Below are 14,090 nucleotides of genomic sequence, written 5' to 3'. Positions count from 1 at the left end.
CACCGACATGGACTACGACCTGGACGTCGACCCGGCGCTGGCGGCTGCCGTCCTCGAGATCGAGAAGCACCAGGCGCAGGTGGGCTGGGACCAGCCCGCGCGCCTCTACGCGCTCGTCGACACCGGCCGCCTGGTCGCCCAGGAGCCCGTGCTCGCGGCCCAGCTCGGTCTCGACACCCCGGCCGAGCAGGGCTCGTTGACGCCGATCGAGCAGGACGAGCTCCCGCTCGGCCAGCAGCTCGAGGAGGTGCTCCCGGGCATCGTGTGGCCCGGCGTCGTGGGCGGCTGTGCAGCCGTCGTCGAGCGCCTGGTGCTGCCCCCGGCCGCTGACGGCCAGGTGCCCGAGGACCCGACCGCGGCGCGCGCGTTCGCACGCGAGCACCCGGACGCCGAAGAGGTGCGCATCGTCGCCGGGGTGACCCGGCACGGCGCCGCCTACTGCGCACTGCGGATGCGCAGCGAGGACCACGACAGCGCCGTGATGGGCGGGACCGACCTGGTACCCGGCCTGATCGAGCTGCTGCGCAACACACTGCTGGACGACGCGGAGGGCGAGCCCCAATGAGTGAACTGTTCGACGAGGAGCCCGAGCGCCCCGCGCCCGAGCGACCCGGCCGCCGTACCCGGGCGCTGGTGATCACCGGCGTCATCCTGGTGCTCGGCTTCTTCCTCCTCAGCGCCTTCGCGGGCATCTACACCGACCGGCTGTGGTACTCCGAGGTCGGCTACGGCCAGGTCTTCAGCACCATGCTGTGGACCCGGGTCGGCCTGTTCGTGGCGTTCGGCGTCCTGATGGGCGGCGTGGTCGCGCTCAACATGTACCTGGCCTACCGCAGCCGCCCGATCTTCGGGCTGCCTGGCAACGACGGCGTCGACCGCTACCGCGACGCGGTCACCCCGATCCGTACCTGGCTGCTCGCCGGCGTCGCGATCGTCGTCGGCATCTTCGCCGGCACCTCGGCGATCGGCCAGTGGCGCACCTTCATGCTGTGGCGCGAGGGGGAGTCCTTCGGCAAGCAGGACCCGTACTTCAAGAAGGACATCTCCTTCTACGTCTTCGACCTGCCGTGGATCAACTTCGTCATCGACTTCGTGATGGCCGTGGCCATCGTGGCGCTGATCGCGACCGCCGTCGTCCACTACCTGTACGGCGGCATCCGGCTCCAGTCCCAGCACGACCGGCTCACGCCGGCCGCCCAGGTGCAGCTCTCGGTGCTGCTCGGCGTCTTCGTGCTGGCCAAGGCCGTCGACTACTACTTCGGCCGCTACGACCTGGTCACCGACGACCACCGGCTCTTCACCGGCATGAACTACACCGGCGAGAACGCCTTGCTCCCGGCACGCAACATCCTCGTCGGCGTCGCGCTCATCTGCGCCGTGCTGTTCTTCCTCAACATCTGGCGCAAGACCTGGCAGCTGCCCTCGGTCGGCCTGGCGCTGCTCGCGCTCTCGGCCGTGCTGCTCGGCATGATCTGGCCCGCCATCGTGCAGAACTTCCAGGTCAAGCCGTCCGAGGCCGACAAGGAGAACTCCTACATCAAGGCCAACATCGACGCCACGCGCGAGGCCTACGGGCTCAGTGACGTCGACACGAAGAGCTACCAGGGCATCGCCTCGGAGGAGACGTCCAAGGCCGACGGCTCCAAGGTCCTCGAGCAGCTCATGGCCACGCCGGTCGTCGACCCGCTCCAGGTCCGTGAGACCTTCCAGCAGCGCCAGCGGATCCGCGCCTACTACTCGGTGCCGGCCGTGCTCGACGTCGACCGCTACCAGATCAAGGGCGAGGAGGTCCCGCTCGTCCTGGGCGTGCGCGAGCTCGACCAGAGCGGCATCCAGTCCTCCGACCAGAACTGGTCCAACCTGCACACCGTCTACACCCACGGCGAGGGCCTGATCGCCGCCTACGCCAACAAGATCGCGATCAACGACGAGGCCAACGGCCGGATCGTCTGGGCCGAGGGCATCCGCGGCGAGGGTGACGAGGGCAGCCGCGACCTGACCGACGCGGAGAAGTTCGAGACCCGGGTCTACTTCGGCGAGCAGAGCCCGTCGTACTCGATCGTGGGCAAGGCCAGCAAGGACGCCAACAACGTCGAGCTCGGCCTGGCCGACACGGTCAGCGACAGCCCCGACGACCAGCGCACGACGTACGACGGCAAGGGCGGCGTCGCCATCGGCAGCACGTTCAAGCAGCTGATGTACGCCATCAAGTTCGGCGAGCCGAACTTCCTGCTCTCCGGGCGCGTCAACGGCAACTCCAAGGTGCTCTACAACCGCACGCCCAGCGAGCGGGTCGAGAAGGTCGCGCCCTGGCTCACCGTCGACGGCGACCCCTACCCGGCGGTGGTCGACGGCAAGATCGTCTGGATCATCGACGGCTACACCACCACCGACCGCTACCCGAACTCCCAGCGCGAGTCGTTCGACGCGATGATCGACGACTCGCTCCAGCAGGACACCGGGCTCCAGACCATCCCCACCGACGAGATCAACTACATGCGCTCGGCGGTCAAGGCCACGGTCGACGCCTACGACGGCACGGTCACGCTCTACCAGTGGGACGAGACGGACCCGATCCTCAAGACGTGGATGAAGGTCTTCCCGGACGCGGTCAAGCCCAAGTCGGCCATCGACAAGGGGCTCATGGCGCACCTGCGCTACCCGGAGGACATGTTCAAGGTCCAGCGCTTCCAACTGGCCAAGTACCACGTCACCGACGCCGGTGAGTTCTACTCGGGCAACAACCGCTGGGAGGTCCCTGAGGACCCGAACGTCTCGCGCGAGGTCTTCCAGCCGCCGTACCGGCTGTTCTCGACCGGCGTCGACGGCACCAACGACTGGTCGCTGACCTCGGTGTTCAAGCCGCGTGGCGCGCAGAACACGCTGGCGTCGTACCTGCAGGTGAACTCGGACGCCACCTCCGAGGGCTTCGGCAAGCTGCGGCTGCTGGAGATGATCGACGAGAACACGCCCGGTCCGGGCCAGGTCGCCAACCAGATGCAGCAGGAGGACGAGGTCGCCTCGAAGCTGCAGCAGTACCGCGTGCAGGGCGCGACCCCGCCGCGGTTCGGCAACCTGCTCACGCTGCCGGTCGCCGGGGGACTGGTCTACATCCAGCCCGTGTACGCCGCCCGCTCGGCCACCTCGGCCTTCCCGATCCTGCAGTACGTGGTCGTGAAGTACGGCGACAAGGTCGGCATCGACCGCGACCTGCCCGGCGCGCTGGCCGACGCCCTCGGTGTCGACCTCGGCACGCCCGGCACGCCCCCCACCGGGGAGCCCGGCACGCCCCCCACCGGGGAGCCGGGCACGCCCCCGACCGGGGAGCCCACCGGGTCGCTCGACGATCAGATCGCCGACGCGCTGCGCAACGCCGAGGCGGCGTTCACGGCGGCCGAGGAGGCGCAGAAGGCCAACGACACCGAGGAGTGGGCCAAGCAGCTCGGCATCGCCCAGACCGAGGTCGAGAAGGCCGTCAAGCTGGCCGACGAGCGCGACAAGAAGTAACGACGAACACCCCGAACGGGCCCTCCGGCGACTGGTTGCCGGAGGGCCCGTCGTCGTACGGGATCATGGCGGCATGCTGCTCACCCTCGACCTGGTCGGGATCTTCGTGTTCGCGATCTCGGGCGGGCTGGTCGCCGTACGCAACCAGCTGGACATCGTCGGCGTCGTCGTCCTCGCGATGGCCACCGGCCTCGGCGGCGGTGTCCTGCGCGACGTGGTGATCGGCGCCGTACCGCCGCCGGCGGTCGAGGACTGGCGCTACCTCCTGGTGCCCGTCGTGGCCGGCCTGGTCACCTTCGCCTGGCACCCGGCCTTCGGCCGCCTCGAGCGGGTGATCAACGTCTTCGACGCCTTCGGCCTCGGCCTGTTCTGCGTCGCCGGCGCCCTCAAGGCCCAGGAGTTCGGCCTCGGCCCCGTCCCGTCCGCCGCCCTCGGCATGGCCACCGGCGTCGGCGGCGGCATCGTCCGCGACCTCCTCGTCGGCCGCGTCCCGGTGATCTTCCGCTACGGCGAGCTCTACGCTATCCCCGCCCTCGCCGGCGCCGCCATCGCCGCCACCGGCGCCGAGCTCGGTGTCTCGCACGGCGTCATCGCCGCCCCGGCTGCCGTGGTCACCATCGGCTGGCGCCTGCTCGCGGGGTGGCGCGGGTGGCGGGCGCCGTCACCGAAGATGTCACCGCCGTCGTCCTAGGTGGGTGTCGATTTGGTGGTGGTTGGGGCGGTGGCGTAATGTTCTGTTCACCGACGCGGGGTGGAGCAGCTCGGTAGCTCGCTGGGCTCATAACCCAGAGGTCGCAGGTTCAAATCCTGCCCCCGCTACCAATGCCTCCCTACTCCCACCGAAGCCCTCCGGGGCCAAGGGGGGAGTAGGGAGGTTTCTTCGTTTTTCGTAGAGGCCCGGGTGGGCGGCTCACCTGGCCCATCTCGAGATGGTCTTCTCGAGATGATCGCGCGGAGTCGCCATTTTGCGAACTGCGCCTCAGGGCGCGGTTGACCTGACGTCGATCACGAGGCGTCCTTGTCTGTGCGAAGCCCGGAGAGCCCGAGAGCTGGGGCTGCTTCGCGCGAAGGGGGCAGGACATGAACCAGCTGGGTCTGGTCGCCTACGTCGATGAGCTGGGCCGTCGGGTCGAGCAGGAGCGGATGAGACAGGGGCTGAGCCACGAGGAGGCGGCGGCGCGTGCGGGTGTTGCGACGTACACCTACCTGAAGGTCGAGCGTGGTCGCTCGGCGTCCGGTCAGCGGGTCAATCCCAACTTGTACGTGTTGCTGGCCATCGCCGGCGCTTTCGGGATCGACCTCCGCGACCTGTTGCCCCCGGCGCCCTCGGCGACGACGAGGTGACGCGCGCCATCGGTGTCCCCGGCGCTGCGTATACCGATGCCCGCTGCTGGATTCAAACACTGTTCGCAAACCGACGATTTCGCCCCGAATCTTGTCAACGTGGTCACAAGATTGCGGACGGCGCCCCGTCGCTGGCGCCGGGTACTCCCGACGATCGCGGCCCTCGGGCCCGCCAACTTTGCGACGTCGATGACAATCCGTGCGCGGTCATCGCCGTGCCGGCGCTCGTTCCCTTGATCTCGCTGCGCCCGCCGTGCCTCGCTACTCAGGCGTAGGGGCGCCGACCGGGTCGCGACCCACCGGAGGCGGCTCGAGCACGACGTGGCCCGCGCGGCAGGGGGAGGAGCTCATGGCGAGGAAGGTGACCGTTCCGCCGTCGGCGCGGCAGCAGCTGGCGGCCCTCGGGCACGTCGAGTGCCGGCGGATCTCTCGCTGGGCTGCGCGACGGCTGCCGCCTGGGGTGGCGAAGCGCGTGGGTGCGGCGGCAGCGGCGTTCGTCGCCGCGGAGGGGCGTCCTCAGGAGGCGTTGCACCTGGTGGCCGACGACATGGAGGACCTCGGGCAGCGCGCAGCCCTTCGCGGGCAGAGCCCTGCGCAGCTCGCGGAGAGCTTCGGCGTGGTGGCGACCTACTGCGAACGGACCGCGCAGACTGCGCTGCTCAGTGTCGGTGAAGGCCGGGCGGAACACCTGCGTTGCGCACTGTCGGAGTACGTCGACGGTCTGCGTGAGGCCGTTTCGGCAGCCCATCACCAGGCGGCGACCGTCCTCGTGCTTCCGCGGGAGGACGGCTACCGCGCGCTTGCCGAGTGGTGGTTCGACGGTGGGGTGGTTGCGCCGGGCTTGTGGGCTCACGTCGGGGTCGACAGCACGGCCGACTTCGCGCCGCTCGCCTGGGTCGAGGGCAGCGTCTCGCGGACTGCGGGCGCCGACCTCGGCGCGGTGACCGATGGCGGGGGTGCGTGCGCCCTGGTGCCGGCGGAGGTCGACTACCGGACCCTGGCGACGGGCTCCCGGAGCGTGGCCGTCGTCGGCCAACCCAAGCCACTGGCTCAGGTCCGATCGGAGCTCGCGCTCACCGTGGCGGCCGCGAACGCCGTCGCTTCCGGCCAGATCCAGGTGCAGGGTTCCTGGATCCCCCTGGCGGACGTGGCCGTCCAGCTCGTGCTTCGGCCTGATCCCGTGCTCCGCGACTTCCTCATGCACAACTACCTCGCGGGCTTCCGGCATATCTCCCTCAAGCGTCGCCTCCTGTGGGTCCGTCTGCTGCTCCACTGGCTCGAGGGCCACGCGACGACCCGCGACCTGGCTGAGCGGCTCGATATTCCACGGCAGACCGCCTACGACAATCTTCTGGCCGCCCAGCGGGCCATCGGCCGGCCTCTCGACGTTCCCGCACAACGGGCCGCGATCATCGTCGCCCTCCACCACGCCGAGGAGTCGTGGGCACGCGAGCTCGAGCCGGCTCGGCGCGCACCCTGACCGCCTCGAATCCGGACAACGATACGGGTATGAGCGGAATCTTCTCCCAACCCATTGCGTGAGGCCGCAATCCGGCGAAACCTTCCTGGCGCGAGCCGAGAATCCCCGGAGTTCCCCCGAAAGGCCCCCGAATGGGCTCGTTGACGCGAAGAAGGTTGCCCGGCCCGCGAAGAGCGGAGAAAGGCCGAGTGCTGGAGCGGAATTCCATCAGGAATGCCGTCCTGCTCAACGGTCCCTTTGGGGCCGCGGACAACGAACGACATCAACGAAAACCGAATCACGACCTCGTGAGAGGAAATATCGACATGACCCGCAATTTCGTCCGCGCAACCGCCACCCTGGTGGCCGTTGGCGCTGCCCTGGCCACCGCATGGCCGGTGGCCCACGCCGGCCCGCCGTACGTGATCGACGCCAACGGGACCACCACCGGTACGTTCACGGCGAGCGCGTCCTCCGTGGCGGCCGTCCAGCTGACCAACACTCGTTCCGGCGCGATCCTGACCTGTCTCAGCTCGGCGGCCCAGGCCGACGGCACCCTGGGCTCGCACGCCTCCGGCGCGGGCCTGGCCGCCATCACCAGCCTGACCTACGCGACGTGCACCGGCCCTGGCGGCCTGGTGTTCACGGTGAACGCGTCCCCGACCGTCGCCAACCCGGCGCTGCTCAACGCCTCGGGCTCGACCGCCTCGGGAGTCACGGCGATCACGGTCTCCAACGTGACGGCCGCCATCTCCGGGAACGTGGGCTCGCCGACCGGGCCGACGTGCAACTTCAGCGTCTCCGGTTCGCCGACGGTCGCGACCACCCCGGCGACGGTGTCCGGCACCTACGTCAACGGCAGCGCGTCCGCTCTTCCCCAGCTCAAGATCGCCTCGAGCCCGGGACAGCTCTACATCAACAACATCACCGGCACCGCGTCCGCCGCCGGGAGCTGTATCGCTGGAGCACTGCGCAACGGTGATGCGGTCGTCTACTCCGGGACCTACGACGTCGACACCACGACGCCGGCGGCCGGTGACCCGCTGAACCTCAACGGCTGACGACTGAAACCGAGGGGCGCGGCGACCTACCGCTGCGTGCGATGGGTCGCCGCGCTTGCGGGAGATCGAGGAGAGGGTGAGGCAACCGATGTTGGTGAGAAGGTCCGGGCAGGGCGTGGGCAACCGGCGCCTGCGGCGCATTGTGTTCCCGCTCGTCGGCGCCCTGCTGCTGGTCCCGGTGGCCGCGGCCAGTCAGGCCAGCCATGATGACGAGCCCCTCGCCAATCCCTTCGGGTTCCCTGTCGTGGACGTGTTCGAGGACTCGGCCCTGCGGATCGGCGAGATCGATTCGACCGTCGAGAAGGCGAAGCTGAAGATCCAGATCCCGGGCTTGGTCATGCGATCGGACGCCGCGCCGTGCAGCACGGGTGTGTGGAACCCGGGCTATCCCGGAGACATCTCTCGGCAGTGCCCGAAGACGAGGGATGCGCCCTGGATGTGGCGGTATCCCGTGACGGACTATCCGGTCCAGTGGTACGCTACCAGCGGCAATGCCTATGCCGCGTCGGCGGCGGACCCGCAGGCGACCTACGGGAGGTTCCCGCAGATCCGGGTCAACACGGTGGCCTTCGGCTCGGTGCCGGTCACGGCGACCGTCACGATCACCCAGCCGGTCGAGGGCGGGTACTACGACGGCTTGGACATCCAGTACCTCCTGGCCATGAACCCGTTGTACCCAGGAGATCCGGCACCGGTCCCCGAGGCGGGCCCCGTCCCGACCTATCCGCCGAGGTATCAAGGTGCTGGATATGCGGGCGTCGAGGTGACCGGCGGCGTCAAAGTCACGATATCGGACGTGACCATCGACGAGGAGCGATTGGACGTCGGTGACCATTGCCGCACCGCTTCCCCAGCACGCATCGAGATGGGAGCCCCTGCAGGCTATTATCCCTTTTATCGACAAGCCGACGGGCCCAATGAAGATTGGATCGACGAATACCGAGGAAAGCCGGGCGCATTCGACCCGTTCGGATTTCCCGCGGGGTGGCTCGACGGAACCATCGACATCCCGTCGTTCGCAGGATGTGTCGGCGCGTCCGGAGAGGACGTCAGCCCGATCGTGACGGCGGTCGTGTCCGCTCCCGGGAACGCGCTCAGTGCCTGGATCGACGGGGGCTACTTTCCCTGGTCCTTCTACGCCAACTGCGAGGCGCCCTGCCCGGGATCCGCCTTTCCCTGGGACCTGCCGGCGACGGCTCAACCGCTCCTGGCGGAGGGAGTCCGGTTGCAAGAGGCCGTCGCCACGGCCCGGACGCCGCAGGCGCGGATGCGCGCCATGAGGCGGTTGGTGGTCGTGAGCAACAGGATCGCGGAGCTCGGCGAGATGCGTATCCCTGCCCACTAGCCCTGCGAACGGGCAGTCAGACGAGCAGACCGCGCTGCGCGAGGGCGCGTGGGCCGGCGGTCGCCACCACACGGATCACCAGGAGGAACGGACATGAGGAACAGACTTGCTACGGGACTGACGACGGCGGCGCTGCTGCTGGGCGGAGCCTCCCTCGCGCCGCAGGCGAGCGCGGCAGAGGACGACGAGATCTACTGGCCCATCACCTACGACACGGTCGGTACGACGCACGTGGGCGCCGGCGTCGATGCCGACGCGTCGCTGGGCCCCGCCACGCTGCGGATCGAGCTGGGCCTGCTCCGTGGCGGCCTGCGCAACGGAGCACTTCCGCTGCCGCCGACCAGTATCGAGTTCAAGGCACTGGGGGTGGTGCCGCTGCGCGCCAAGGTGAGCTTCCACAGTGCCTCGCCGATCACGGGACAGCTGGACTCCGGCGAGGTCAACACCGTCACGGCAACAGCCTCCTACTACGTGCAGCTCTCCGACGTGAAGGTCAAGGTCCTCGGCGTCTGGACGCCCTTGTACGTCGGGAACCGGTGCCAGACTGCGGATCCGGTGCGGATGACGCTCAAGACCCCCGAGGGCACGTCGTTCGACCTCAACACCGGAGGGCCGATCAGCGGGCGGTACACGATCGGGAACTTCGCGAACTGCGCGCCGCTTCAGCTCCCGGACGTCTTCGGCATCGGGTCCCTCGCCGTCAACGCGCTGGTCCCTGGCTCGAACAACACGGCGACGATCCATCTGTCCAACCTCGTGTTCCTGCCGTGAGGCGTGCGCCAGCGCCGAGCTGTCGCTACGACGCCCGCCGGTACGTCGCCGGCGCGACCCCGTGCGCCCGCTTGAACGCCGCGCTCAACGCGAACGGGCTCGTGTAGCCCACCCGACCCGCGATGGCGGCCAGCGGCAGGTCGGTGGCGGCGAGGAGGTCGGCGGCGAGGGCGAGGCGCCAGCGGGTGAGGTAGGTCAGTGGGGGTTCGCCGACGTGGTGGGTGAAGCGGCGGGCGAGGGCGGCGCGGGAGAGGCCGACGTGGGCGCCGAGGGTGGCGACGGTCCAGGGGAGGTCAGGGCGGGCCTCGAGGGCGGCGAGGGCGCGGGTGACGGTGGGGTCGGTGGGGCGGGCGGGGGTGTCGGTGAGGAGGGTGCGGACGGCGGTGACGAGGACGAGGTCCAGCAACCGGTCCAGTACGACGGACTGGCCGGCGTCCTCGCCGTCGAGCTCGGTGGCGAGGAGGGTGGTCAGCGTCGGGTCGGAGTCGTGGAGGACGACGCTCTCGGGGAGGCGGGCGAGCAGGAGGGCGCCGACCGAGGTGGCGCGCTCGTAGGTGCCGATGAGCAGCACGGTGGTGTCGTCGGCGCCGGTGTCGCGGGCGTTGCCCCAGGTCCGCACGCCGGTGAACATCTCGTCGGGCAGCACCTGGCCGTGCGGGTCGACGCAGACCTGGCCGGGCAGGATCCGGATGCTGACGGGGCGGTCGCCCCGGTCCCCGAACGTGTACGGCGAGGGCCCACGCGCGAGCACGACGTCGCCGGGCACCAGCTCGTGGCCGATGCCGTCGGCGCCGGTGAACGTGGCGCTCCCGCGCGCCAGCACGACGACGCTGAGCGGTGCCTCGTCCTCGATGCCGATCGCCCAGGCACCGGCGAAGACCGCCTTGAGCAGGAAGGCCCGTTCGGCGCGGGGGCCGTCGAGGAGCGCATCGAGAGCGGGCATGGTGAGACGATCACACATGTCGGTGCGCGTGACAAGCATTCCAAGCGCTCGCTGGGGCGAGCAGCATGGGGGCCATGGACGAATGGATCTTGTACGGGGCCCGGGTGCTCAACGGCCTGCTCGCCGGCGTGTACGTCGCCTTCCTGGTCGCGGTGATGCCCGCCCTGCACGGCCTGCCCGATGACGTGTTCGCGCGGGTGATGAACCGGATCAACGAGGTCATCGTGAACCCGGCGTTCCTGCTGCTCTTCCTCGGCGCCCCGCTGCTGGCGGGCGTGCTGCTGGTCTGGGAGCGCGGGCCGCTCGCGATCGCGGCGGCGGTGTGCGCCGTCGCGGCGCTCGCGATCACGTTCGCGGCCAACCTGCCGCTCAACGACGCGCTCGCGGCGGGCGGGTCGCGCCAGGCCTACGAGACGCCGTGGTTGGTGTGGCACTCGGTGCGGACGCTGACCGCGACGGCGGCGTTCGTGCTGGTGGGGCTGGCCGGTCGATAGGTTGCGGGGGTGCAGGACGGCGACCCCCGCGACGAGCTCGACGACGTGCTGGCCGCACTGCTGCGGGAGCGCCCTGCCGGCGAGGTCGCGCCGTACGTACGACGCCACGACGCGCTGGCGCCGACGTCGGCCGAGGTGCTGGCCCGGCAGGCGGCGTACCTCGCGCTGCTCGGCGTGGCGCACGGACCGTCGGTGCGGCTGGCGCAGCGCGAGCTCGCCCGGCTCGCCGGGGACCCGGGGCTCGACGCCGGTGAGGTGGTCGCGGCCAGCACGCTGGCGCTCGAGCGGACCGACCGGGTGACGGTGGTCGGTCAGGTACGGCTCCTCGCGGCGCTGGCCCGGGCCGATCCGGCGCTGCCGGTGGCGGACGCGCTGCGGCTCGCGGCCGAGCACCCGCGCTCCGACGTCCGGGCGCTGGTGGCGCGTGAGCTCGGGCGGCTGGGGGAGCCGGTGCCGGCCCGGACCCGGGCCGTGGGCTTCTTCGCGCCCGCTCCGGCTGCTCGGCCGGCCGTCGCGGCCGTCGTCCCGGTCGCGGACGCCGACGAGCTCGTCGCCGTGCTCCTGGAGCTGCTCGACGAGGTCGACCCGCTCGGTCTGGAGCGGGCGATCGACGGACTGCTCCGGTTCGGTGACCAGCGACCGCCGTCGGCGCGGCCGCTCGCGGAGCGGATCAAGCGGCCGGTGCGACCAGGCGCGGCGTTCCCCGGCGACCCGCGCGAGGCGGTCCGGGTGCTGGCCCGGGCCTGGCTCACCCGGCGCCGGATCGTGCTGGACGGCACCTGGACGGTCGAGCTCGGCCGGGCACTCGTGCCCGATGCGGCGGCCCGGCCCGGCACCCTGATCGGCGCGGCCGGGCAGCGGCTGACCGGCATCGCGCGGGCCCTGCGCGACGGCCTGTGGCCCGCGGTCGCGCTCCCGGCCACGGCTGACGGACTGATCCCTGCCGAGGCGCTGAGCAGCCGGCTGGCCGTGGTGGCCGCGGCCGGCCGCCGGCTGCCGGGGCACGAGCTCGAGGTGGCGCTGCGCCGGGTGCCCCCGGAGGACCGCGCCCTGGTCGAGGTCCCCGTGGAGCTGTCGAGGGTGGCGCCGCGGCGGCCACTCCTCGACGCCACCGGCCCGGCCGTGGGGGAGCGCCGCACCGTCGTGCTCCGGCCGGTGCCGTGGGCGCCGGAGGTGCGTGCCGTCCGGTTCGGGGCGGAGGGGACGCTCGCGCAGGAGCTGCAGTACGGCACCCACGAGCCCCGCTTCGAGCAGGCCGTCGCACTCGGCGCGGCGCTGCTGCCGCAGGACCCCGACCGGCTCGCGGCGCTCGCCCATCCGTACCTGGCGCGCGACCTGACCTGGGACCGGTCGTGCACCGTGCCCGTCCACCGCGCGCTCGGTGCGTCCCGGAGCGCCAACGGCGCCGCGGCGTCGTCGGCCCTCGTGCTCGGCCTGGCCGCGCAGGACGCCCGGGCCCGCGGCGCCGCGCAGGACGCCGTCCTCGACCTCGCCCGGTACGGCGTCCTCGACGGCGCCGCGCTGGGGGAGCAGGCCGCGCTCCTCCTGGGCGAGGGTCTGGTCGTCGGGCGGCGACTGAGCACCGGGCTGCGCGAGGTGGCCGGGGCCGGCGACGCCGCGGTCCCGCCGCTGGTCGACGCACTGGCCGCGCTGCCGCCGGTGCTCGTGGGCCGCCACGACAGAGGGCCCTTCATCGAGCTCGCGGCGGAGCTCGGCGAGCTGACCGGCCGGCGGTCCGGCTGACCCTCGGCCACGGTCTCGGTCCCGGGCTCAGCCCAGGGCCGCGAGGACCGCGTCGGCGGTGGCCCGGCCGGAGCGGACCGCGCCCTCCATGTAGCCGCTCCACTCCACGGCGTACTCGGCGCCGGCCCAGTGGATCCGGCCGACGGGCTCGCGCAGGGCGGGGCCGTAGCTGGTCCAGGTGCCGGGGGAGAAGTGCGCGCCGTAGCAGCCGCGGCTGAACTCCTCGGTGCTCCAGTCCTTCTCCAGGTAGGACGTCGGCTCGGCGGCCGCGGCCCCGAAGTAGCCGGTGAAGCAGTCGAGCACGGCACGGCGCCGCTCGTCCGCGGGCAGCCGCTGCCAGCGGCGTGCCTCGCCGCCCTCGACGAAGCCGAGCAGGATGCCGACCTCGGCGCCGGGCGGGGAGACGTCGAAGGTGATCTTGACCGGGCCGCGCTCGGAGATCGCCTGGCCGTTGAGGCCCTGGTCGCGCCAGAACGGCGTCGGGTACGCCGCGAAGCACTTGATCACGGTGCCGGCCGGGACCCGCTGGGTCAGCTGGTCGCGCCAGGGCGGGAGCACGGGCTCGTAGTCGAGGCGGCCCGCCAGCGTCGGCGGTACGGCGACCACGGCGTGCCGCGCGGTGACCTGCGCGCCGTCGCGGGTGGTCACGGTGACGCCGCCGGCGTCCTGGGCGATCCGGGCGACCGGGGTGCCGAGGCGGACGTCGAGGCCCTCGGCCAGGCGCTGCGCGACCTGGACCGAACCGCCCACGACCCGGTCCTTCTGGGCGCCGCGGTCGGTCGAGGCGAGGGTCTCGAGGTCGCCGTTGCTGACCGTGTAGAAGAGCGTGTGGAGCAGCGAGAGGTCGGTGGAGTCGGCGGAGTAGAGCGCCTCGGCGAGCACCCGGAAGTAGGTGCGGCCGGCGCTCGTGCGCAGGTTGCGGCGGACCCACGACTCGTAGGTCTGGCCGTCGAGGAGCTCGGCCTTGGGGTGCGTCCAGGGGGTGGCGGGGTCGACGCTGCGGGCCAGGCGGGCGAACCGGGCGAGGCCCTGGGCGAGGTCGGCCAGGGCGATCGGGTTGAGCCGGGGAGTGGCGCCCTTGGCCGAGGACATCCGCGACCGCTTGCCGCCGAGGTCGAGCAGCAGCGAGCCGGCGTCGTTCCAGGTCGGGAAGGTGGCCAGGCCCAGCTCGTCGACGAGGGCGTACATCGCGCTGTGCCCCTCGCCGAGCCAGGTGCCGCCGAGCTCGACCGGGGCACCCTCGAGGACGCCGCCCTCGGTCCGGCCGCCGACCCGGTCGCGGGCCTCCAGCACGGCCACGCTCCGGCCGGCGGCGACCAGTGCCCGGGCCGCGCTCAGGCCGGCCAGCCCGGCGCCCACCACGACGACGTCGACATCGCTCATCACACACTCCTCTGATCAAAGTCAGTCGTATGACTGAGTT

12 protein-coding genes and 1 tRNA gene are annotated in these 14,090 nt (G+C 71.4%); 11 read left to right on the top strand and 2 right to left on the bottom strand.

All coding sequences use genetic code 11. From position 1 onward, the window contains the following. Window positions 1-7: 7 nt before the first annotated feature. The 9 genes from CCO04_RS18175 (at window position 8) to CCO04_RS18135 (ending at window position 9,487) form a co-directional block, all read left to right on the top strand. The gene (locus CCO04_RS18175) at window positions 8-565 is read left to right on the top strand and encodes a PPA1309 family protein (RefSeq protein ID WP_215815518.1); all 558 of its coding nucleotides are present in this window, start codon (window positions 8-10) and stop codon (window positions 563-565) included. Continuing rightward, window positions 562-3,507 (top strand): UPF0182 family protein, encoded by a 2,946-nt coding sequence (locus CCO04_RS18170; RefSeq protein WP_215815517.1) that lies wholly within the window; start codon window positions 562-564, stop codon window positions 3,505-3,507. Before CCO04_RS18175 ends, CCO04_RS18170 begins: the two co-directional genes overlap by 4 nt. Before the next feature lie 73 nt (window positions 3,508-3,580). After that, the gene (locus tag CCO04_RS18165) at window positions 3,581-4,198 is read left to right on the top strand and encodes a trimeric intracellular cation channel family protein (protein WP_215815516.1); all 618 of its coding nucleotides are present in this window, start codon (window positions 3,581-3,583) and stop codon (window positions 4,196-4,198) included. A 54-nt stretch (window positions 4,199-4,252) separates the two neighbouring features. After that, window positions 4,253-4,329: transfer RNA gene (locus CCO04_RS18160), tRNA-Met, on the top strand. 258 nt (window positions 4,330-4,587) lie between these two features. Continuing rightward, on the top strand, window positions 4,588-4,851 hold the full coding sequence (locus CCO04_RS18155; RefSeq protein WP_215815515.1) for a helix-turn-helix domain-containing protein: 264 nt from the start codon (window positions 4,588-4,590) through the stop codon (window positions 4,849-4,851). A gap of 349 nt (window positions 4,852-5,200) precedes the next feature. Next, window positions 5,201-6,331: a hypothetical protein gene (locus CCO04_RS18150; protein WP_215815514.1), complete on the top strand. Its 1,131-nt coding sequence runs from the start codon at window positions 5,201-5,203 to the stop codon at window positions 6,329-6,331. Window positions 6,332-6,636: 305 nt separating this feature from the next. After that, window positions 6,637-7,371, top strand: coding sequence for a hypothetical protein (locus CCO04_RS18145; protein WP_215815513.1), 735 nt, complete (start codon window positions 6,637-6,639; stop codon window positions 7,369-7,371). A 115-nt stretch (window positions 7,372-7,486) separates the two neighbouring features. Continuing rightward, complete coding sequence (locus CCO04_RS18140) at window positions 7,487-8,716, top strand: hypothetical protein (protein WP_215815512.1); 1,230 nt, start codon at window positions 7,487-7,489, stop codon at window positions 8,714-8,716. Window positions 8,717-8,809: 93 nt separating this feature from the next. Further along, complete coding sequence (locus CCO04_RS18135; protein WP_215815511.1) at window positions 8,810-9,487, top strand: hypothetical protein; 678 nt, start codon at window positions 8,810-8,812, stop codon at window positions 9,485-9,487. A gap of 25 nt (window positions 9,488-9,512) precedes the next feature. Here CCO04_RS18135 and CCO04_RS28695 read toward each other — a convergent pair whose 3' ends face one another. After that, entirely contained in the window at window positions 9,513-10,430 is a 918-nt protein-coding gene (locus tag CCO04_RS28695; RefSeq protein ID WP_252373364.1) for an AraC family transcriptional regulator, read from the bottom strand. Window positions 10,431-10,504: 74 nt separating this feature from the next. Here CCO04_RS28695 and CCO04_RS18125 point away from each other — a divergent pair, with 74 nt between their 5' ends. Next, window positions 10,505-10,924, top strand: coding sequence for an anthrone oxygenase family protein (locus CCO04_RS18125; protein ID WP_215815510.1), 420 nt, complete (start codon window positions 10,505-10,507; stop codon window positions 10,922-10,924). 9 nt (window positions 10,925-10,933) lie between these two features. Further along, on the top strand, window positions 10,934-12,667 hold the full coding sequence (locus CCO04_RS18120) for a hypothetical protein (protein ID WP_215815509.1): 1,734 nt from the start codon (window positions 10,934-10,936) through the stop codon (window positions 12,665-12,667). 27 nt (window positions 12,668-12,694) lie between these two features. On the opposite strand, the gene CCO04_RS18115 is transcribed toward CCO04_RS18120, so the two are convergent. After that, window positions 12,695-14,050 carry a flavin monoamine oxidase family protein gene (locus CCO04_RS18115; protein ID WP_215815508.1) on the bottom strand — a complete coding sequence of 452 codons (1,356 nt, stop codon included), beginning with the start codon at window positions 14,048-14,050 and terminating at the stop codon, window positions 12,695-12,697. Window positions 14,051-14,090: the final 40 nt, after the last annotated feature.

This window comes from Pimelobacter sp. 30-1 (genome assembly GCF_018831735.1).
GTDB lineage: Bacteria > Actinomycetota > Actinomycetes > Propionibacteriales > Nocardioidaceae > Nocardioides.
The sequence above is the reverse complement of the archived record's forward strand: the minus strand, read 5'-3'. Positions and strand labels throughout refer to the sequence as shown.